The sequence below is a fragment of the Microbispora sp. GKU 823 genome (genome assembly GCF_002027145.1).
In the GTDB taxonomy this organism is placed as follows: Bacteria; Actinomycetota; Actinomycetes; order Streptosporangiales; family Streptosporangiaceae; genus Microbispora; species Microbispora siamensis.
The window spans coordinates 1-18,984 of sequence record NZ_MWJN01000041.1; the positions used below are offsets into that span (position 1 = coordinate 1).

Annotated in this window: 16 protein-coding genes and 2 pseudogenes; 3 read left to right on the forward strand and 15 right to left on the reverse strand. The window is 72.5% G+C overall.

Translation table 11 applies throughout. From position 1 onward, the window contains the following. The 4 genes and pseudogenes from B1L11_RS21870 to B1L11_RS21885 form a co-directional block, all read right to left on the reverse strand. Window positions 1-410, reverse strand: a pseudogene (locus B1L11_RS21870) (glycosyltransferase family 2 protein); the annotation flags it as partial. Window positions 411-486: 76 nt separating this feature from the next. Further along, complete coding sequence (locus B1L11_RS21875; RefSeq protein ID WP_179155268.1) at window positions 487-1,482, reverse strand: glycosyltransferase family 2 protein; 996 nt, start codon at window positions 1,480-1,482, stop codon at window positions 487-489. Continuing rightward, entirely contained in the window at window positions 1,479-2,423 is a 945-nt protein-coding gene (locus B1L11_RS21880; RefSeq protein WP_079316208.1) for a glycosyltransferase family 2 protein, read from the reverse strand. Before B1L11_RS21880 ends, B1L11_RS21875 begins: the two co-directional genes overlap by 4 nt. Window positions 2,424-2,436: 13 nt before the next feature. Beyond that, entirely contained in the window at window positions 2,437-3,339 is a 903-nt protein-coding gene (locus B1L11_RS21885; RefSeq protein ID WP_079316209.1) for a hypothetical protein, read from the reverse strand. A 185-nt stretch (window positions 3,340-3,524) separates the two neighbouring features. Between B1L11_RS21885 and B1L11_RS21890 the strand changes: the two genes are divergently transcribed. Further along, window positions 3,525-4,295 carry a polysaccharide deacetylase family protein gene (locus tag B1L11_RS21890; RefSeq protein WP_079316210.1) on the forward strand — a complete coding sequence of 257 codons (771 nt, stop codon included), beginning with the start codon at window positions 3,525-3,527 and terminating at the stop codon, window positions 4,293-4,295. On the opposite strand, the gene B1L11_RS21895 is transcribed toward B1L11_RS21890, so the two are convergent. Both B1L11_RS21895 and guaA read right to left on the reverse strand, forming a co-directional pair. Beyond that, window positions 4,234-5,454: an acyltransferase gene (locus B1L11_RS21895; protein WP_239108587.1), complete on the reverse strand. Its 1,221-nt coding sequence runs from the start codon at window positions 5,452-5,454 to the stop codon at window positions 4,234-4,236. The genes B1L11_RS21890 and B1L11_RS21895 overlap by 62 nt on opposite strands. Window positions 5,455-5,532: 78 nt before the next feature. After that, the gene (guaA, locus tag B1L11_RS21900; RefSeq protein ID WP_143737445.1) at window positions 5,533-7,080 is read right to left on the reverse strand and encodes a glutamine-hydrolyzing GMP synthase; all 1,548 of its coding nucleotides are present in this window, start codon (window positions 7,078-7,080) and stop codon (window positions 5,533-5,535) included. Window positions 7,081-7,227: 147 nt separating this feature from the next. On the opposite strand from guaA, the gene B1L11_RS21905 reads away from it, so the two are divergent. Continuing rightward, entirely contained in the window at window positions 7,228-7,758 is a 531-nt protein-coding gene (locus B1L11_RS21905; RefSeq protein WP_079316213.1) for a MarR family winged helix-turn-helix transcriptional regulator, read from the forward strand. A gap of 5 nt (window positions 7,759-7,763) precedes the next feature. Here the strand turns inward: B1L11_RS21905 and B1L11_RS21910 are convergent, their stop codons facing one another. Both B1L11_RS21910 and B1L11_RS48510 read right to left on the reverse strand, forming a co-directional pair. After that, entirely contained in the window at window positions 7,764-8,621 is an 858-nt protein-coding gene (locus B1L11_RS21910; RefSeq protein ID WP_079316214.1) for an SAM-dependent methyltransferase, read from the reverse strand. Between the two features lie 39 nt (window positions 8,622-8,660). Further along, window positions 8,661-9,029 (reverse strand): hypothetical protein, encoded by a 369-nt coding sequence (locus B1L11_RS48510; RefSeq protein ID WP_218671248.1) that lies wholly within the window; start codon window positions 9,027-9,029, stop codon window positions 8,661-8,663. 190 nt (window positions 9,030-9,219) lie between these two features. Here B1L11_RS48510 and B1L11_RS21920 point away from each other — a divergent pair, with 190 nt between their 5' ends. Next, complete coding sequence (locus tag B1L11_RS21920) at window positions 9,220-10,893, forward strand: ATP-binding domain-containing protein (protein ID WP_179155267.1); 1,674 nt, start codon at window positions 9,220-9,222, stop codon at window positions 10,891-10,893. On the opposite strand, the gene B1L11_RS21925 is transcribed toward B1L11_RS21920, so the two are convergent. The 7 genes and pseudogenes from B1L11_RS21925 to B1L11_RS21950 form a co-directional block, all read right to left on the reverse strand. After that, window positions 10,829-11,611, reverse strand: coding sequence for a tyrosine-protein phosphatase (locus tag B1L11_RS21925; protein ID WP_306291689.1), 783 nt, complete (start codon window positions 11,609-11,611; stop codon window positions 10,829-10,831). The two genes, B1L11_RS21920 and B1L11_RS21925, sit on opposite strands and share 65 nt — an antisense overlap. Then, window positions 11,608-13,221, reverse strand: a complete 1,614-nt coding sequence (locus tag B1L11_RS21930; RefSeq protein WP_079316216.1) for a beta-N-acetylhexosaminidase — start codon at window positions 13,219-13,221, stop codon at window positions 11,608-11,610. Before B1L11_RS21930 ends, B1L11_RS21925 begins: the two co-directional genes overlap by 4 nt. A 34-nt stretch (window positions 13,222-13,255) precedes the next feature. Further along, window positions 13,256-15,253 (reverse strand): NPCBM/NEW2 domain-containing protein, encoded by a 1,998-nt coding sequence (locus B1L11_RS21935; protein ID WP_079316217.1) that lies wholly within the window; start codon window positions 15,251-15,253, stop codon window positions 13,256-13,258. Window positions 15,254-15,264: 11 nt separating this feature from the next. After that, window positions 15,265-16,302: an alkaline phosphatase gene (locus B1L11_RS21940; RefSeq protein ID WP_256862778.1), complete on the reverse strand. Its 1,038-nt coding sequence runs from the start codon at window positions 16,300-16,302 to the stop codon at window positions 15,265-15,267. A gap of 154 nt (window positions 16,303-16,456) precedes the next feature. Next, window positions 16,457-16,813 (reverse strand): annotated as a pseudogene (locus B1L11_RS48515) (PhoD-like phosphatase N-terminal domain-containing protein); the annotation flags it as partial. A gap of 4 nt (window positions 16,814-16,817) precedes the next feature. Then, window positions 16,818-18,152, reverse strand: coding sequence for a sugar ABC transporter substrate-binding protein (locus B1L11_RS21945; protein ID WP_079316218.1), 1,335 nt, complete (start codon window positions 18,150-18,152; stop codon window positions 16,818-16,820). Between the two features lie 15 nt (window positions 18,153-18,167). After that, complete coding sequence (locus B1L11_RS21950; protein WP_079316219.1) at window positions 18,168-18,977, reverse strand: carbohydrate ABC transporter permease; 810 nt, start codon at window positions 18,975-18,977, stop codon at window positions 18,168-18,170. Between the last annotated feature and the right edge of the window lie 7 nt (window positions 18,978-18,984).

Sequence of the window (18,984 nt, forward strand, 5' to 3'; positions counted from 1 at the left end):
GCCTCGCCGGAAGCGCCCGTCCAGGCGCGGCCGGGCACCGGCGGGGCGGTCGTCGCGGCGAGCGCCGCGGGCAGGAACCCCCATTTGTCGCCCGCGTCCCACACCGTGCCGTACATCTCGTGGACCAGGTCATCGAGGTCGTCCCCCGGCCCGGCGCACCGGCGGGCCCGGCTCATCGCGGCGGTGCGCTCCAGCCGGGCGTGCACGACGCGGCCGTCCTCGCGCTCGTCAAGCGCGAGCGAGACGATCCCGAGCCGCTGCCGGTCGGCGTGCTTGATCACCGAGCCGATGGTGCCGCGCGACGGCACCCACCCCGGCGGGCAGTGGAAGCGGAACGGCACGGGGAAGCAGTCGTCCGGCACGGCCTCGCGGAACCGCACGCGCGGCTCGCCCTGATAGCAGGCGAGCACCAGGCGCAGGTCGAGCGAGGGGTCGCGAGCGGGTCGCGGCCGCCCGCCGCCGAGCCGTCCCCAGGGCCCGACGACCTCACCCGCACGTCGGCAGCCGTCCGGCGAGCACGGCGTCGACGGTCGCCCTGACCTCCTCGAACGACGCGTCCCCCACCTCGACCACGACATCGACGTACGGCACGAGGTAGGTGCGGTGGGGGTGCCTGCGCAGCCAGCGGAAGCTCGGGACGCGCTCGGCGAGGTGGGGCCAGTTGTGCCGCTTCACGTCGGGCTCGCGGCGCATGACCGTGGACCGGCCGAGGTGCCAGCACCGGCTGCGGCGGTCGGGCACGAACACCGCTCCCGCCTGGGCCAGCCGGTAGCCGAGCTCGGTGTCCTCGCCGAGCACCAGCGAGGCGTCCAGCCCCCCGGCGGCGCGCAGCAGGCGGGCCGGCAGCGACGCGGTGGCCCCGACCATGACGGAGAACGCGCCGAAACCGGCCGTCCGCAGGTCGTCGGTCTGGTCCCAGCGGCGCTCGGTCCACTGCGGCGTGGCGTCCTCCTCGGCGAAGAGCTTGTGTACCGCACCCGCCTCGACGGCCGCGAGCACCTCGCTCGCCGGCACCTCGTCGAGGCCGGGCACGAACCGCAGGTGCCCGAGCACGACCAGGTAGTCGGCCAGGTGGTGCCAGCGCATCTGGGCCTCCACGTGCTCGGGGAACACCACGAGGTCGGCATCCAGGTAGAGGATCACCTCACCCTCCGCCGCCTCGGCCCCCGCCGCGCAGGCGCTCGCCCTCCCCCACGCACCGCCGCGCGGGCGGACCACCCGCAGCCGCTCCGGGAGCGGCCCCGCCGACGACTCGGGCGGCGGCTCCATGGGCCGCTCGCCGTCGTCCACCACCACGACCTCCATGAGATGGGCCGGGTAGGTCTGCCGGGCCAGGCCGGCCAGCGTCAGCGGCAGCGTGCGCTCCGCGCGGTAGGCGGGGATCACCACGCTCACCGTGAGCGTGGGGGTCCACTCCCCCGGCGCGGGCGGCTCTCCGAGCACCCCGTAGTCGTTGAGCGGGATGCGCGCAGCCCCCGTCACGTCCTCACCTCCGCCCGCCATCGGGCACCGTCCTCCATCAGTTCGTTGAAGACCAGCCCGCGCCACTGCTCCTGATAGGAAGCGAGGAACGACTGCACGGGCTGGCGCCAGGTGTGGCCGTACGCGCTGCGGCGGCGCAGCACGTAGCCGAGGCCGTGTGTGCGGTAGATCCGGCCGCCGACGGCCTCCACCGCCTGCAGCAGCTGGCCGTCCACGGTCCGCGCCAGGGGCCGGAAGCCGCCGGCCGCCTCGAACGCCGCCCGGGTGACCAGCATCGTGCCGCCGGCCACCAGCGGCGCGAACCGCTCGGTGCCGATGCACCTCCTGATCGTCACGTCGAGCGGCTCCAGGTAGACGAACTCCGCGGCCGACCCGACGAGGTCGGCGCCGCTGTAGCGCCGGGCGAGCAGGAGGTCGGCGAGGTGGTCGGGCCCATACCAGTCGTCGTCGTCCACCTTGGCGAGGTACGACCCGGAGGCGACGGCCGCCATGCGGTTCAGGACCTCCCCGAACGGCGTCGCGGCGGAGGCCTCGATCACGGTGACCGGCAGCCGCGTGCGGGGGATGGCCGCCTCCCGCGCGGTGAAGCCGTGGAGGCCCACGATCAGCTCGGCGGTCACGCCGCGCTGGCGCTCCATCTGCTCGACCGCGAACGGCACCATCTCCGGGCGGCGCGTGCACAGCAGGATCGAGACCCTCGGGTGCGGCGGCACCGGCAGGCCGGCGGCCAGGGCCAGGCCCCGCCAGCGGGCGGCGGCCCCGTGCTCGCGCAGCGCGGCCCTGCGCAGCCGGATGCTCAGCTCCTCACGGCGCAGGTCGGACGCGAGCGCCTCGCCGGTCACGGCGGCCAGCGCGGCGGCGAGGCCAGGACCCAGCGCCCGGTCGCGGGCGGGGTCGGGCGCGGCGAGCACCGGGATCCCGGCGGCCGAGAAGGCGGCCACGACGCGGGCGACCTCACTCGCCCGCCCCGCTCTGCCTGTGGGTCGAGCGCGGGCACCTCGATCCCGCGCACGTCCCGCAGCCGGGCGACGTCCACGTCCGTGACCCGCCCGCAAGCCGGGAGCCGTACGAGCCTGTCGCCGCCGAGGGTGACGACGAACCAGTCCCGGTGCGCGGCGAGCGCCGCCAGCCCCTGCGCGGGATGCTGGCGGAATCCGATGGGGTTGACCACGGCCTCGTCGAGCGGCGGCAGCAGGCCGTCCGCACCCGCGCCGTCCACCTCCACTCGCCGCAGTGGCAGGTCGCAGCCGGGGGGCGTCGCGGCGGTCCGGCATGGGGCCCGCCGGGCGGCGACAGCGTCACGTTGGGGTCGCCGGGCCGCCAGTCGGCCGTGCCGCCGCCCTCGATCCCCGCGACGGGAGTGGTCGCCGCGCATCCGCCGAACAGGCCGTTCGCGACGTGGGCCACGACGTCGCCGGCCGGCACCGGCTCGGTGAAGGCGGCGTCCAGGTGCCAGCCGCGGCCCCGGCGTACGATCCGCATCTCGGTCAGGTGCCGCCAGCAGGCGCCGGGTGCGGCGACCGGCAGCGGCTGGGCCGCCCAGGACGGCGCGTCGGCGAGGGCGATCCGCACCCGCGTCGCGATGGGCAGCAGGCCGCGCAGCGGTACCGCCCTGCGCAGGTCGGCCGGCGATCGCGCGGCGAGCACGACGCATCCGATCGCGCCGGCCGTCTCCCGCGCCGCGTCCGGGCTCGCGTCCGCGTCGCCCACCGGAGCTGTGGCGGGATCGGGGACGGGAACGTCCTGCAGCGGGGTCCAGGGACCGGCGAAGCCCTCGACGAGGCGGCCGAGCAGCGTGGGGCAGGACTCGAACCCGATCCACGTCCCCCACGCCGACCGGGTGGCGGTTCGCGTCACCCGCCCTCCTCATGCTGCCCGGTTCCTCTTCCGACGGGCCCAGCATCGCGAACCCCACTCGTGAGGGGGCAGCCTTAGTCCCTTCCTTGGCCGAAGGTTTAATCGCTCCCGTCCCAGGTGGACGGAGGTTTCCGGTCGGTACCAAAACGGACTGACGAGGAGGAAGTGACGCGAAGCACGTTACGATGCCGCGTTATAGATCCCCCCGAGGAGTACCCCATGGCTGTACGTCGTCTGATCCCTCTGGCCGTCGCGTGCGCCCTCGCCGCGGCCGCCGCCACCCCTGCGCAGCTCGCGGGACCGATGAACCGTACTGCGCGACCCACAAATGCATCGCCCTGACCTTCGACGACGGTCCGGGGCCGTACGCCCAGACGTTGCTGAAGACCCTCTCCGAATACAAGGCGAAGGCGACGTTCTTCGTCATCGGGACGGAGGTGAAGAAGCATCCGAAGCTCACCGCCCAGATCGCGAAGGCGGGTCACGAGATCGGCAACCACTCGTGGGACGCCAGCTATCTGACCGAGCTCACCTACGCCCAGATCAACAAGAAGATCGGCGACACCCAGCGGCTGATCCAGAAGACGACCGGGAAGGCGCCGAAGCTCTTCCGCGCGCCCGGCGGGCTGCGCAACGGCGGCGTGGAGGAGATCACCGCCAAGTTCGGCCTCATCCAGGTGCCCGGCACGACCGCCACGAAGGACTACATCAAGAGCTACCGGCACGTGGACCTTCTCACCACCCGGGCCCTCGACGTGGCCGGGGAGGGCGAGGTCGTCCTGATGCACGAGACCGTCAAGGAGACCGTGCAGTCGATGCCCGAGGTGCTCCAGACGCTGACCGCGGAGGGCTACAGCTTCGTGACGGTGTCCACTCTGCTGGAGGGCCAGGAGCTCACCCCGGGACAGGTATATCCCGACCGGTCGGGGACGGAGACGACGACCGACGTCTACTGATCCTGCGGCCCAGCGCCTGGGCCGGCGCCTCCACGAAGCGGTAGGTGAGCCAGCTCAGCGTGAGCAGCGCCACGAGGTAGCCGAGCGCGACGGCCACCTGGCCGGTCGGCGTGAGCGACCGCAGGTCGCCGGCGAGCGCGTTCAGATACTTGAGCAGCGGGTGGTGCACCAGGTAGACCGAGTAGCTGATCAGGCCGAGCCAGGTCAGCACGCCGGGGACGCGCCGCCCGCGCAGCGCCATGCCGAGCGCGAACGTCCCGCCGGCGAGGACGATCGTGACGATCCACACGTCGGGCTGCACCCACCACCAGCCCGCCTGGATCGACCACACCGGCGCGGCGGCCACCAGGGCCGCCGCGGCCACGACCGGGCCGAGCCCGGCCGTGCCCCGCTCCCAGCGGTACAGGGCCGTCCCCGTGAACATCACCGCGAGGATCGCCGCACCGAACCACGGCACGAAGCTGCCGAACACGAGCAGCACCAGCGCCATCAGGCCCAGCGCGTACGCCGCGACCGCGCGGAACCGGCCGGTGATCAGGCAGGCCAGGCCCGCGACGAACAGCACGCAGGCGGCGATGGCGGGCCACGGCCCCGGCAGCAGCGGCGCCGACAGCACCAGCCCGGCGGCGACCGCCACGACGCCGAAGGCGATCGCCAGCGTCCCGCTGCGCCGGTGCACCCCGCCCACGAACAGCGCGGTCACCAGCAGGTAGAACACCATCTCGTACGACAGCGTCCACATCGGGTCGGCGAGGGCGCCGGTGTGGACGACGTCGAGCAGCATGCTCACGTGCGCGGCCACGGCCGACGGGTGCCGGGGCACCTCCTGGCGCACCGGAACCCAGAACGCCATGACGAGCACGACGGCGATCACCAGCAGGTAGAGCGGGTACAGCCGGAAGACCCGGCTGACCCAGAACGCTCCGACGTCACCCCTGTTCTCCAGGGACGCGGGGATGATGTAGCCGCTGACCAGGAAGAAGACCAGCACGCCGTACATGCCGAGGCTGAACCAGTAGGGACGCAGCGACGGCATGAGCCAGGGCAGCGCGTGCTCGGCGACCACCGCCATCGCGCCGATCCCCCGCAGTGCGTCGAGCCACGCGAGGCGGCTGACTTTCGCACCTGACCGATCGGCGACGGGGTGAGTGGCAATCACACCGCGCCACTCTATCCGGCACGGCCGGGATCATTCCGATTGATCCCCACTCATTGATCCCCGCTCACAGATCCCGGGTCACTCCCACTCGATGGTGCCCGGCGGCTTGCTCGTCACGTCGAGGACCACCCGGTTGACCTCCCGGACCTCGTTGGTGATCCGGGTGGAGATGCGCGACAGCACGTCGTACGGCACCCGCGCCCAGTCGGCGGTCATGGCGTCCTCGGAGGTCACCGGCCGCAGGACGACGGGGTGGCCGTAGGTGCGGCCGTCACCCTGCACGCCGACGGAGCGGACGTCGGCGAGCAGCACGACCGGGCACTGCCAGATGTCGCGGTCGAGACCGGCGCGGGTGAGCTCCTCACGGGCGATGGCGTCGGCCTCGCGCAGCAGGTCGAGGCGCTCGCGGGTGACCTCGCCGATGATCCGGATGCCGAGGCCGGGACCGGGGAACGGCTGGCGCCACACCATCGCCGCGGGCAGGCCCAGCTGCTCGCCGGCCCGCCGCACCTCGTCCTTGAACAGCGTGCGCAGCGGCTCGACCAGTTCGAACTTGAGGTCCTCGGGCAGCCCGCCCACGTTGTGGTGCGACTTGATGTTGGCGGTGCCGGTGCCGCCGCCGGACTCGACCACGTCGGGGTAGAGCGTGCCCTGCACGAGGAAGTCCACCGGCCCGTCGGCGAGGATCGCGCGCTGCTCGTCCTCGAAGACCCGGATGAACTCGCGGCCGATGATCTTGCGCTTCTCCTCGGGGTCGGTGACGCCCGACAGCGCCTTGAGGAAGCGCTCCGAGGCGTCCACGACGCGCAGCTTGACGCCGGTCACCTCGACGAAGTCGCGCTCGACCTGCTCGGCCTCGCCCTTGCGCAGCAGCCCGTGGTCGACGAAGACGCAGGTCAGCCGGTCGCCGATGGCCCGCTGCACGATCGCGGCGGCGACCGCGGAGTCGACGCCGCCCGACAGCGCGCAGATCGCCCGGCCGTCGCCCACCTGGGCGCGCACGGCCTCCACGGCGTCCTCGACGATGTTGAGCATGGTCCACGAGGGGCGGCAGCCGGCCGCCTCCAGGAAGTGCTTGAGCACCTGCTGCCCGTGCTCGGAGTGGAGCACCTCGGGGTGGAACTGCACGCCGTACAGGCCGCGCGAGGGGTCCTCCATCGCGGCGACCGGGGTGGCGTCGGTGGCCGCGGTGACGGCGAACCCGGCCGGGGCGCCGACCACGGAGTCGCCGTGGGACATCCAGACGGTCTGCGCGACGGGCAGGCCGGCGAACAGCAGGCCCTCTTGGAGGACCTTGAGCGCGGTCCCGCCGAACTCGGCGGAGTCGGTCCTGGCGACCTCGCCCCCGAGCGCCCGGGCCATGGCCTGGAAGCCGTAGCAGATGCCGAAGGTCGGCACCCCGGTCTCGAACAGGCCCTCGGGAACCGGCGGCGCGCCCTCGGCGTACACCGACGAGGGGCCGCCGGACAGGATGATCGCCTTGGGCTTCCTGGCCAGCATCTCCGACACCGGCATCGATGACGGGACGATCTCGGAGTAGACGTGGCACTCACGCACCCGTCGCGCGATCAGCTGCGCGTACTGCGCGCCGAAGTCCACGACGAGGACCGTGTCGAACTCAGACACTGGAAAGGACCCCCATGAAGGCAGCGAGGCGGTAACGCCAGTCTATCGGCGCGGTGATGCTGCCCGCCCGGACCTGCCGCAGCAGCCGGCGCTCGAAACTTGGCCGACCAATTACAGCGGGTACGATGACCGGGTAAGGAGGTCCCCATGGTGGAGAGGGTGGAGTCGCCGGCCCAGGACGCCCCGGCGTGCCCCGCGGACGCCCCGGCATGTCCCGCGCTGCCCACGGACGTCGAGGACTCGCTGGGCTGCCTGATGGCCAGGGCCTCGCTGGGGCACCGGAGCCTGCTGGGCGCTCTGCTGGCGGAGATCGATCTCTATCCGGGACAGGACCGCGTGCTCAACGTGCTGTGGACGCACGGCCCGCAGTATCAGAACAAGCTCGCGGCGAAGCTGGGCATCGACATGTCCACGATGACCAAGAGCCTCCAGCGCCTGGAGCGCAGCGGCCTGGTGAGCCGTTCGCCCTGCCCCACCAACCGGCGCCTCAGCATCGTGAGCACGACGCCGAAGGGCGACGCCCTGCGCCCGCGGCTGCGCGGCATCGAGGAGGAGGTCCACCGGAGACTGGCACGCGGCCTGACGCCGGAGCAGGTGGAGACGCTCTGCTCGCTGCTCGCCGTGGTCCGGGACAACACCTGCCGCGAGGACCTGCGCTCACCCGGCGCCGGGGGCTGACCCCGTCAGGCCCTCCGGCGGGCGTGTGTGATCACCGAGATCCCGCTCCCGGCCAGGGCGTCCGCACGCTCCCGGAGGGCGGGGCCGGCGGCGTCGCACTCCGGCACCTGCTCGACCACCTCGAAGCCGTGCTCCTCCAGCAGGTCCGCCACCTCTCGCGGGCCGAGGAACGTCAGCCACGGCTCACCGCCCTCCGCCACCAGCGGCATCAGGGTCTCGGCGTACGCCCGGGCACGCGGGCCGCGCAGGGCCTCGGGCAGCAGGTGGTCCACGACGATCTCGCTGCCGGGGGCGAGGCGGCCGAGCCCGGCCAGTGTGCGCGCGACGGCCTCGCGGGTGAGGTAGACGGTCACGCCGAGCCAGCTCACGAACGCGGGCCGGGCGAGGTCGAACCCGTGCGCGGCCAGCCGGTCGACGGGGCACTCCCCCGTCTCCATGTCCGCGGGGACGTACGTGAGGCGGGGCGGCGGCGGGAGGCCCGCGCGCGCCATCGCCCGCCGCTTCCAGCGCTGGGTGCCCGGATGGTCCACCTCGAAGACCTCCACGGGCCCGGAGGCCGACCGCCAGGCATAGGTGTCGAGACCCGCGCCGAGGATCACGTACTGGCGGACGCCCCGCCGTACGGCGCCGGCCAGGCGGTCCTCGGCGTAGCGGCCTCGGGTGACGACGGCCGCGCGCAGCCCGGCGAGTACGGGGTGGTCCGCCATCTCGCGGTGCGGGCGCACGTATTCCTCGGCGCACTCGCCCAGCAGGGCGTACGCGAACGGGTCGCGGAAGACGATCGGCTCCCCGTCGACGATCAGGTGGGCGGCACGCGCCGCCGCCGTGTGGAGCGCGGTCCCGCTGGGCCCCTCGGTCTGCACCCGTCGAGCGTAAACCGCCTCGGCGATCTTGACGATGGGTCAGAGGCCGTGCGCCCGCGCGCCCTGCCGCAGCAGGTCGAAGGCGATGCCGGCGGCGGCGACGGCCTCGCCGTACACCTCGCCTGCCGTCCGGCCGGACGCCAGCGCCGCGTAGTTGTCCCTGGCCAGGATCTGCCGGACGGCGACGTACTGCGCGGCCACCAGGCGCGACGTCAGGCGCGGCACGGGCCGGGAGGCGGAGTTCGCCGCCTCGCTCATCGCCTCCGCCAGGGCCTCCGTCTCCGCCGCGGCGTACTCGGCCACCCGGGACGCCAGGCTTGGGGTGTCGAAGACGAGGCGGTGGTAGGCCATCACCGCCGGATGGTCGCACAGGCCGGTGGTCGGCTCGCGGGCGTCCAGTCCGGCCATGAAGGCGTCGTGCAGCGCGTCCAGCGGCGTGCGCCCGGCCGGGCGGGCGCACCACGGCCGCCGCCTCTCCCCTGTGGTCGGCGATCCGATCCAGGACCAGATCCTCCTTGGAGGGGAAATACCGGAACAGCGTGGGCTTGGAGACCTCCGCCGCGGCCGCGATCTCGGCCACGCTCACCCGGTCGAAGCCGTGCTCCAGGAACGGACGTTCTACCAGGCGTCGGCGCGCGACCCGCGGGGCGTGTCCGTACGGCGGCGCTTCGGCTGGGCCGGCGGGGAACTGACCGGCTTCGAGGACGAGCGCCTCGACCTCGGCGTGGATCTGGGCGGCGCGGGCCAGATCCTGACGGCCGAGATCGAACGCCCCCGGGTCGGGCCGATGCGCGACATCGTCGCCACCATCCAGCCTGAGCAGGACGACCTGGTCCGCGCCGACCTGGAGGACTCCCTGTGCGTGCAGGGCGGGCCGGGCACCGGCAAGACCGCCGTCGGCCTGCACCGCGCCGCCTACCTGCTCTTCACCCACCGCAAGCGGCTGTCGCGCGGCGGTGTGCTCGTGCTCGGCCCGAACCGGGCCTTCCTCGGCTACATCTCCGCGGTGCTGCCGGTCCTGGGCGAGGCCGACGTCGAGCAGACCACGCTGGACGCGCTCCTCGCCCGGGTGCCGGTCAGGGGGACCGACGGCACGGACGCCGCCGTGGTCAAGCACGACCTGCGCATGGCCGAGGTGCTGCGCAGGGCGCTCCACGGGCGCGTCCGCGAGCCTGCCGAGCCGCTCGCCGTGGCCGACGGCTCCTCCCGCTGGCGCGTCTCCGAGAACGAACTGCGCCGCGTGGTCGAGGAGACCCGCCGCGAGGCGATGCCGTACGGCGTGGGCCGTGAGCGCGTCATCGCCCGCGTGGTGTCACTCGTGCGGAGCCGGGCGGAGGCCCGCGGCCGGACGATCGACACGGCGTGGACGCGCCGGGCCACCCGGGCCGTCACCTCCGCCGTGGACGCCTTCTGGCCGGCCGTACGCCCCGAGGAGGTGCTGTTCGAGGTGCTCCGCGACCCCTCGGAGGCCGCCGGGGGCGTGCTCACGGCGGCCGAGCGGGGGGCGATCACCTGGGCGAGACCGCCGCGCACCTACCGGAGCGCCGCCTGGACGGCCGCCGACCTGATCCTGCTCGACGAGCTCGCCGGTCTGATCGAGCGCCCGCAGGGATACGGCCACGTGATCGTCGACGAGGCGCAGGACCTGGCGCCGATGCAGTGCAGGGCCGTCGCCCGGCGCAGCGAGCACGGCTCGCTGACCGTGCTCGGCGACCTGGCGCAGGGCACGACCCCGTGGGCCGCCCGCGACTGGGGCGAGCAGATGGCGCACCTGGGCAAGCCGCACGCCAAGGTCATGGCGCTCACCACCGGCTTCCGCACGCCCGCCGCCGTCGTGGAACTCGCCAACCGCCTGCTGGCGGAGCTCGCGGTGAACGTGCCGCCCTCCCGCTCCTTCCGGCGGGACGGCCGGCTGCGCACGCTGCGCGGGGACGACCCGGTGGTCGTGACGGCGGTGCGCGAGGCGCTGGACCACGAGGGCTCGATCGGCGTCATCGCCGCCGACGTGTCGGCCGGCCGCCTGCGCGCCGCGCTCACGGACGCTGGGCTTGCCGTCGCCGGCGGCCCCACGCCCGACCCGTCCGCACGGATCTCCGTGGTGCCCGCCACCCTGTGCAAGGGCCTGGAGTACGACCACGTCGTGCTGGCCGAGCCCGCCGAGATCGTCGAGGCCGAGGAGCGCGGGCGCCACCGGCTCTACGTGGCGCTCACCCGCGCGGTGTCCCATCTCGACGTGGTGCACCGCCGTCCGCTGCCGTCCCCCCTGACGTGATGCCCCACGACCAGGTCGAGGTCAGCCGGGCGCGCAGCGCGGCGACGCCCGTGAACCCCGCCCGCGTGAGGTACGACTCCGGCCCGCCGTACCGGGCGTCGAGGTAGGCGAGGGTGCGCAGCATGGTGGCGGGGGTGACCTCGGCGAACAGGCGGCGTGACCGCAGCCGCGCCGCCTCGTCGGGAAGAGCGGCGAGGTGGTCGTCGAGGCTCAGGCAGCGGGCCGTCTCGGCGTAGTCGGCGGCGATATGGCGGGCAGGAACACCGGCCAGTGCGAGCGCGAGGGCGGCCACCACACCGGTGCGGTCCTTTCCCGAGTGACAGTGCAGCAGCACGGGACCGGGAGGCGCGGCGGCGACGGCGGTCAGGACGGCGGAGATCCGGGCCGTCCCCCGGTCGAGCATGGCGCGGTAGATGCCCGTCAGTGTGTCAGCCATGCGCTCCAGCACCGGGTCGCCGGGCCCGAGAACGGAGATGTTGCGGTAGGCGGGATGGGCGGAAAGCGGGCTGGGCAGCGTCTCGCACTCCGCGGGGAGCCGGAGATCGACGATCAGACCCGGCCGGAGCGCCGAGATCGCCTCCGCCGCCGAGGCCGGGGGAAGCTCCGAGCGCAGCAGGGCGCCCGGGCGGATCCGGCGGCCCCCGGCGGCCGGAAGCCCGCCCAGGTCGCGTGCGTTGACGCAGCCGGGCCAGGACGGGCCGGGGATCGCCCGGCTCACACCCGCCCCCTCAGGTTTCTGGTCCAGCCGGCCACCGTGGCCCGCCATTCGTCGGGATCCTCGGGCCGTCCGGGTACGCCGGGCCGGGTCTGCCACGGCCGCGGACCGTCCTCACGGCGGTACTCCACCCCGATGGCGTCGAGACGGGGCAGGTGGGCCTGCAACCTGTCGCGGAACTCCGCGAAGTCCCGCTCGGGCGGGCTCCAGACGGTCTCCGCGAAGGCACACAGTCGAGGGAACGTCATGTAGTCCACCTGGCGGTTCGAGTCGATCAGCTCGGTCCACACGGCGCACTGGGATCCGATGACATGCGCTTCCGCCGGATCGCCGCGCAGGCCGGCGGGGACGGGCTCGAAGGCGTACACGTCCGCCAGCGTGAGGACGGTGCCGAACGGGACGGGCTCGCGCGGGCCCTCGTCCTGCCGGTAGTCGAAGTAGACCGAGGTGTTCGGGCAGGTGACAACCTCGTGCCCGGCCCTGGCGGCGATCACGGCGGCGAGGTCGCCTCGCCAGGAGGCGACGATCGCGCCGGAGACGTGGCCGCCCTCGAGGATCTCGTCCCAGCCGACCAGACGGCGTCCGCGCGCCGTGAGGTAGTCGTCGAACTGTTTGATGAACCAGCTCTGCAGCTCGTCCTCATCGCGCAGGCCCAGCGCGGCGATCCTGGCCTGTGCGGCGGAGCTGGTCTTCCACTGGTCCTTGCGGCACTCGTCCCCGCCCACGCAGACGTAGGGACCGGGGAACAGTTCGAGCACCTCGTCGAAGACGTCCTTGAAGAACGCGATCGTGGCGTCCTCCACGTTGAGCACGTTGTCGCCGATCCCCCAGGTGGTGCGGACCTCCAGCCGTGTGCCGACGTTGCCGAGCTCGGGATAGGCGGCGATGGCGGCCTGGGTGTGGCCGGGCAGGTCGATCTCGGGGACGACGGTGATGTACCGCCGCGCCGCGTATGCGACGATCTCGCGAATGTCGTCGTGGGTGTAGTAGCCGCCGTGCGGGCGGCCGTCCATGGCGCCGTTCCAACCGGTCTGGCTCTCCCGGCGCCAGGCTCCGACCTCGGTGAGGCGCGGGTGGCGCTTGATCTCGATCCGCCATCCCTGATCGTCGGTGAGGTGGAGGTGCAGGACGTTCAGCTTGTGCATCGCCAGAAGGTCGATGAAACGCAGCACGTCGGCCTTGGTCATGAAGTGCCGTGCGACGTCGAGCAGGCAGCCGCGCCAGGCGAAGCGCGGCCGGTCCTCGACCCGTACGGCGGGCAGCGACAAGGGGACGCCGGTCGCCGCCCGCCGGAACGCCGCGGCGGGAAGGAGCTGCCGGAGGGTCTGTGCGGCGTAGAAGGCCCCGGCCGCTCCGCCCGCTTCGACGCGCACTCCGTCGGCGCCGACGGTGAGCAGGTAGCCCTCGGGATGCATGCCGTCGCGCAGGGCAAGGGTGATCGTTCCCGGGCCGGTCCGGCCTGGCAGCAGAGCGCCGCCGGTGACCGGGCTCAGCTCCCCCCGTAGCCAGGCGGCCACCTCGCCGAGCTCGGGATCGGCGGCGAGCGCGGTGTTCCGGTCGAGGACGAAGCGGCCCTGTCGGGCCTCAACCCGGACAGGCCTCGGGATGATCATGGGGGTTCCTCCTGGTTAGGGTGGTGATCCTCGGCTAGTCGCAGGTGATCGTCGCGTCCGCGAGGTCGGCGTGGTCGAAGTAGGCGTTGTCACCGGCGTTCGTGACGACCAGGCGGACATAGCGGGCGCCCCGTACCGCGGCGCTGACCCTGACGGCCGGCTGGGAGCCGGTGATCACGCCGGAGCGGGCCACCCGCTCGCCGTCGGCCCAGACCTCGAACTGAACCGAGCCGTTCGCCCCGACCTCGTCGTCGACACCGCCGAGGAACCGCACCTCGGAACAGCGCCGTGCCACGTAGAACTCGATGTCCGCCGGCGCGTGCGCGCCGAGGCCCTGGGCGTAACGGACGCCCTCGATCGTGATCGGGCGGCCGTCGCCCGCCGCCGCGTCGCCGTTGCTGGTGTCCCGCTCGACCGGGCCGAGATGGCTGGTCGCCCGGGTCCAGCCGAGGTCGCTGAGCGCGGTGGTGCCGCGAGCGGGCGCCTCCGCCACCTGGACCACCGCGTGGCCGCTCACCTTTGCCGTACGCCCGCGCCAGCCGAAGGCGGCCCTGCCGCCGATCTCGAACGCGGTGCGCGGGGCGCCGGCGGGCGGGGTGACCGCCCAGCGCACGGTGAAGATCTCACCCGCGCCGAGGCGGCCGGACGACCGGGCGGGAGTGAGCGCCCTGGCCTGCCATCCCTCGGGCACGTCGAGCGTCACCTCGACGTCGTCGAGCCGGTCGGTGCCGCCGGTGTCGGTCACCCGGGTGACCAGCTCGTTCTCCCGCCCGGGCTCCAGGGCCGAGGGCCGGTCGTCGCCGAGGAACGTCGCGGGGTCCACCTCGAACGTCACAGCGGGCGGCGCCTGTTCACGCCCGGCGCCGATCCGGTACATCACCACCCCGTGCGCGGGCACGGCCGCGGCCAGCCGGCCCTCGGTGAGGGTGACCTCGCCCGTCCACAGATCCTCGACCCGATAGGCCGACGCGTGGGGCAGCTTCAGCCGGGAGGCCGTCGTGGAGATCGTCGTCTGCCGGTCGCTCTCGTTGAACAGCGCGACGGCGCGGTCGCCGTTCTCCAGCGGTTTGACCAGCACGTGGTACCAGCCGTCCGTGGCGGCGAAGTGGGCCTGCACCCCCAGCGGGTCCTGGTCGACCGCGATCACCTTGGGGTTGGCGACGATCGCGGCGGGCGCCTTGACCGGGTCGGCCATGAGGACCAGCGGCGCGGCGCCCATCGCCCACAGGCTGAACTGGCTGCGGTATTCGGCCTCGGTCATCCCGCCCCCACCGGCCAGGATCAGGTCGGGGTCGGCCCAACTGCGCGGACCGGGGTAGTCGGCGCGCAGCATGTCGGTCTCCCAGATGCCGACCATCGCCGCGTAGTTGTCGGTGATGGGCCGGTTGTAGACGTTGGTCCGCCACGTGGTGGCGACCTGGGCCCCCCAGAGCCAGGGGACGCTGTTGCCGTCCTCGTTGTTCATGGCGAACGCGATCGTGTCGCCGAGGGCCTGCCGCATGCGGGGGTAGAGCGTCTGGGCGATGGCCTGGGAGTTCTTGCCGGGGAAGTCGGCCGTGGGGATGGAGCACCAGTCGTACTTGAGATAGTCGACGCCCCAGGACCGGATCAGCGCGCCGTCGGCCGCCTCGTTGTCGTAGGAGCCGGGGCCGCCGCCGGCGCAGGCCTTGGTGCCGGCCGACAGGGCGAGGCCCAGCTTGAGCCCCTTGTCGTGGACGTAGTCGGCCAGTGCCGTGATCCCGGAGGGGAAACGGGTGCGGTCGGCGACGAGGGCCCCACCGTCGCGCTGCGGCGCCAGCCAGCAGCCATCGATGATCACGTAGCGGTAGCCGACCGCGGCCAGCGCGGCGAGGCCGTCGGCGGCCTGCCGCACCGAGGTCTCGGAGACCGAGCAGCCCTGGCTGCGGCTGCTCCAGCCCATGGGCGGGGCGTCGATCGCGGGGGGCGACGTGGCGCGGGCCGCGGCGCCCGCGGCGGGTATGGCGAGCATGCCGAGGAGGACCGCCGTGAGGGCGGCCGAGCGTATGCGCATGGGTGGTCCCGTCAGGCTGAGTGGAGGCGCGGGTCTCCGCGCTCGATGGCGAACGAGCCCGAGGTGTAGGCGGGGGCGTAGGGCTCGGTGACCCGGCTGAGCGAGCGGAAGTCGACCTGCATCTCGTCCTGCGTCAGCCGCGCCCGCACGTAGCCACGGCGTCCGTTGAAGAACTTGACGTGCGGGTTCTCGGCCAGCAGCTGCTTGGTGTTCGGGTATTCGTCCATGCCGTCACCGGCGGAGGTGACCGACGTCGTGACGAGCTCGACCGCGACAGACGGCGACTCGGGGTCCTGGTAGTCGCGCTTGATCTCGCCGGCCCAGTGGGAGTGCACGTCGCCGGTGAGCACGACCCCGTTGCGCCGGTTGTCGGCGATCGCGGCGGCCAGCCGATTCCGGGACGCGACGTACCCGTCCCAGCCCTCGTTGCTGTAGCCCTTGCCCTCGCCGGTCGTCCAGTCCATCTCCATGAGGAAGACCTGCTGGCCGATCAGGTCCCAGGTGGCCTCGGACGTGCGCAGCCGGTCGGTCAGCCAGGCCTCCTGTTCCTCGCCGAGGATGGTGCGGTTGGGCGCGAACCGCTCGGCGCAGTCGGGTCCCACGGTGCCCGACTTGCCGGTGCAGGGGTAGAGGTCCCGGTATTGGCGGGTGTCGAGCAGGTGCAGGTTGGCCACCCGGCCCCAGCGCAGCGAGCGGTACAGGTGCAGCGCGGCGCCCTGCGGCCGCTGTGCCCGGCGCAGCGGCATGTTCTCGTAGTACGCCTGGAAGGCGGCGGCGCGGCGCTGGAGGAACGGCGGGTCCGGCTGCTCGGGGACGTCGCCCGCCCAGGCGTTCTCGATGTCGTGGTCGTCGAAGACCACCGTCCAGGGGGCGACGGCGTGCGCCATTTGCAGGTCGGGGTCGGCCTTGTGCTGGGCATGCCGCAGCCGGTAGCCCGCCAGGTCGAAGCATTCCCCGCCCGCCTGGTCGCGCACCGGGTACTTGTAGTCGCCGTACTCGTAGATGTAGTCGCCGAGGAAGGCGACGAGGTCCGGCTCGTCCTCGGCCATCCGGCGGTACGGGGTGAACCAGCCGACCTGGTAGTCCGCGCACGAGGTGAAGGACAGGTTGAGGGGGCGGCCGAGGGTTCCGGGGGGCGGGCGCGGTCAGGGTACGCCCGGCCGGCGATGTCTCCGTGCCCACCCGGAAGCGGTAGAAGTACTCGGCGCCCGCGTCGAGGCCGTCGACCTCCACATGGACGCTGTGCGCCGCCTCGGGCCGGGCGATCTCGGTGCCGTGCCGTACGACCTTGGTGAAGCGGTCGTCCTCGGCGACCTGCCACTGGACCGGGACGGGCCGGTTCGGCATGCCGCCGAGACCGTCCGGGGCGACGGGGTCGACGGCGAGGCGGGTCCACAGCACGAAACCGCCGGGGTCGGGCTCGCCGGAGGCGACACCCAGTTGGAAGACGTCGGACAGGGGGGACTGGCGGGCGGCCGCGCGCACGGGCGGGACGCCCAGCGCCGCCGCGGCGGCCACGCCGGCACCCCCGGCGAGGAAGCTACGCCGGTTGATCATCATGCTCCTACTTGATGCTCGCGTTGCCTTCGGCGACGGCCTGGTCGGCTGCCTGCTTCGGAGTGATCTTGCCGAGGTACATCTCGTTGAAGATCTGGTTGAGCTTGGGCTCGAAGCCGGTGAACCCGGTCGTGACGGGCAGGCTGAAGGTGTCGCCCTTCGACTCCTCAAGGAACGGCGAGACGTCGATGCCCTCGGTCTTCTGCCAGTAGTCGAGGTAGCCCTGGGCCAGGCCGTTCAGCGCCGGGAACACGTATCCGCCGTCCGCCATGACCTTCTGGGCCTGCTCGGAGGCCAGGAAGGTCGCCAGCTTCATGGCCTCCTTCTCGTGCTTGCTCTTGGCGTAGACGGTCTCGGACAGCCCGTTGATGTTCACCGATCGCCCGGTGGGCCCCTGCGGCATCGGCGCCACGCCGACCTTGAACTTCGCCTCCGGCACCACGAACGGCAGCAGCGCGTTGTTGGCCGGGAACATCGCCACCTCGCCCCGGGTGAACATGTCGGTGACCTTGCCGGTGGGCGGGTTGGTCCGGGTCGCGGGCGGCGAGACATCGTACTTGTTGACCAGGTCGACGCCGAACTGGAGCGCCTGCACCGACGCCTCGTCGTTGAAGGTGTATCGGCCGAACGGCTTGTCCAGCAGTCTGCCGCCGTTGGAGTTCACCCAGTTCATCCACTGGGTCTGGTAGTGGTTCCAGGACGCGAAGCCGTACGTCTTGACCTTGTCCTTGTCGAATCCGGGATCGCCGGGGTGGCGGCCCTCCTCGTCGGCGGTGAGCTTGCGCGCGGTCTCCAGCAGCGTGCCTGAGCCGTCCGGCGCCCAGGTCAGCGTCTCCGGCATCTCGACGCCGGCCTTCTTGAAGAGGTCCACGTTGTACAGCAGGCCGACGATGCCCCAGTCCTTGGGCACGCCGTACAGCTTGCCGTTGTAGGTGTAAGCCTCGACCACCTTGTTGTTGTACTTGGACGTGTCCAGCTTGAGCGGGGTCAGGTCCGCGAGCACTCCCTTGGTGACGAACTCGGGGAACTGACTGGTCTGCATCCAGAAGACGTCCGGCGCCGTGCCGGCCACGGCGTCGGCGGTCAGCTTGGTCCAGTACTGGTCGTACGGCAGGACCTCGATGGTCACGTCGATGTCCGGGTTGGCCTTCTCGAAGGCGGCCATCACCTTCTCGTAGCCGGCCTTCTGCTGTTCGTCCCAGAGCCGGTAGGTGAGGGTGACCGGGTCACCCGGAGAACCGGAACCGGAACCGGAACCGCCGCAGGCGGTGACGGTGGCGGCCGCGGCGAGCAGTGCGACGCCGGCGAGCGGCTTGGCCCAGCGAACTCGGGGGGCTTGCATATTCGCTGACCTTTCTCATTTGAGGCCGGTGAGAACCACCGACCGGATGATGTACCTCTGGAAGAACACGAAGATCGCCACCATCGGGACCAGGGCGATCAGACCGCCGGCCATCATGAGGTTGTAGTCGACGCCGATGCCGCCCTTCAGCCCGGCGATGGCCACCGTGATGACCTTGGTGTCGTCACCGCTGGTGATGATCAGCGGCCACAGGAAGTTGTTCCAGGACGAGATCACCGTGATGATCGCGAGGGTGCCGAGCGCGGGGCGGGACAGCGGCAACAGGATGCGCAGCAGGATCGTCAGCGGCCCGGCGCCGTCGATGCGCGCCGCCTCCTCCAGGCTCGCCGGCAGCCCGCGGAAGAACTGCCGCATGAGGAAGATCCCGTACGGCGTTCCGAGGAGGTACGGCAGCAGCAGGCCCCACCAGGTGTTGACCAGGCCCAGCTGCCGCATGATGAGGAAGAGCGGGATGACGGTGACCGCGCCGGGCACCATCATGGTCGCTACGTAGAGCCAGAAGAGGACCTCTCGCCCCCGGAAGCGCAGCCGGGCGAAGGCGTAGGCGGCGAATGTGGTGAACACGAGCTGGCCCGCGGTGAGCGCGGCGGTCATCAGCAGCGTGTTGGCGATGTAGTGGGGGAAGTCGCCGCCGAGCAGCTCGGCCAGGTTGGCCGTGGTGGGCGGCATTGCGGGCAGCCACGGCGGCGTGGAGTTGAGCTGGGTCCGCGTCTTGAACGCGGTCAGGACGACCAGCAGGTAGGGGAAGACGGAGAGGAAGGCGCCGACGGCGAGGGCGGCGTACAGCAGGGTCCGCTTGGTCATCGTGGCT

What these genes read in the sequence shown, in the direction of transcription:
- B1L11_RS21950 (WP_079316219.1), bottom strand. Translation starts at nt 18,977, where the DNA reads ATGACCAAGCGGACCCTGCTGTACGCCGCCCTCGCCGTCGGCGCCTTC.
- B1L11_RS48510 (WP_218671248.1), bottom strand. Translation starts at nt 9,029, where the DNA reads ATGGCCGGACTGGACGCCCGCGAGCCGACCACCGGCCTGTGCGACCAT.
- B1L11_RS21905 (WP_079316213.1), top strand. Translation starts at nt 7,228, where the DNA reads ATGGTGGAGAGGGTGGAGTCGCCGGCCCAGGACGCCCCGGCGTGCCCC.
- B1L11_RS21890 (WP_079316210.1), top strand. Translation starts at nt 3,525, where the DNA reads ATGCCGCGTTATAGATCCCCCCGAGGAGTACCCCATGGCTGTACGTCG.
- B1L11_RS21945 (WP_079316218.1), bottom strand. Translation starts at nt 18,152, where the DNA reads ATGCAAGCCCCCCGAGTTCGCTGGGCCAAGCCGCTCGCCGGCGTCGCA.
- B1L11_RS21930 (WP_079316216.1), bottom strand. Translation starts at nt 13,221, where the DNA reads ATGATCATCCCGAGGCCTGTCCGGGTTGAGGCCCGACAGGGCCGCTTC.
- B1L11_RS21935 (WP_079316217.1), bottom strand. Translation starts at nt 15,253, where the DNA reads ATGCGCATACGCTCGGCCGCCCTCACGGCGGTCCTCCTCGGCATGCTC.
- B1L11_RS21940 (WP_256862778.1), bottom strand. Translation starts at nt 16,302, where the DNA reads ATGGCCGAGGACGAGCCGGACCTCGTCGCCTTCCTCGGCGACTACATC.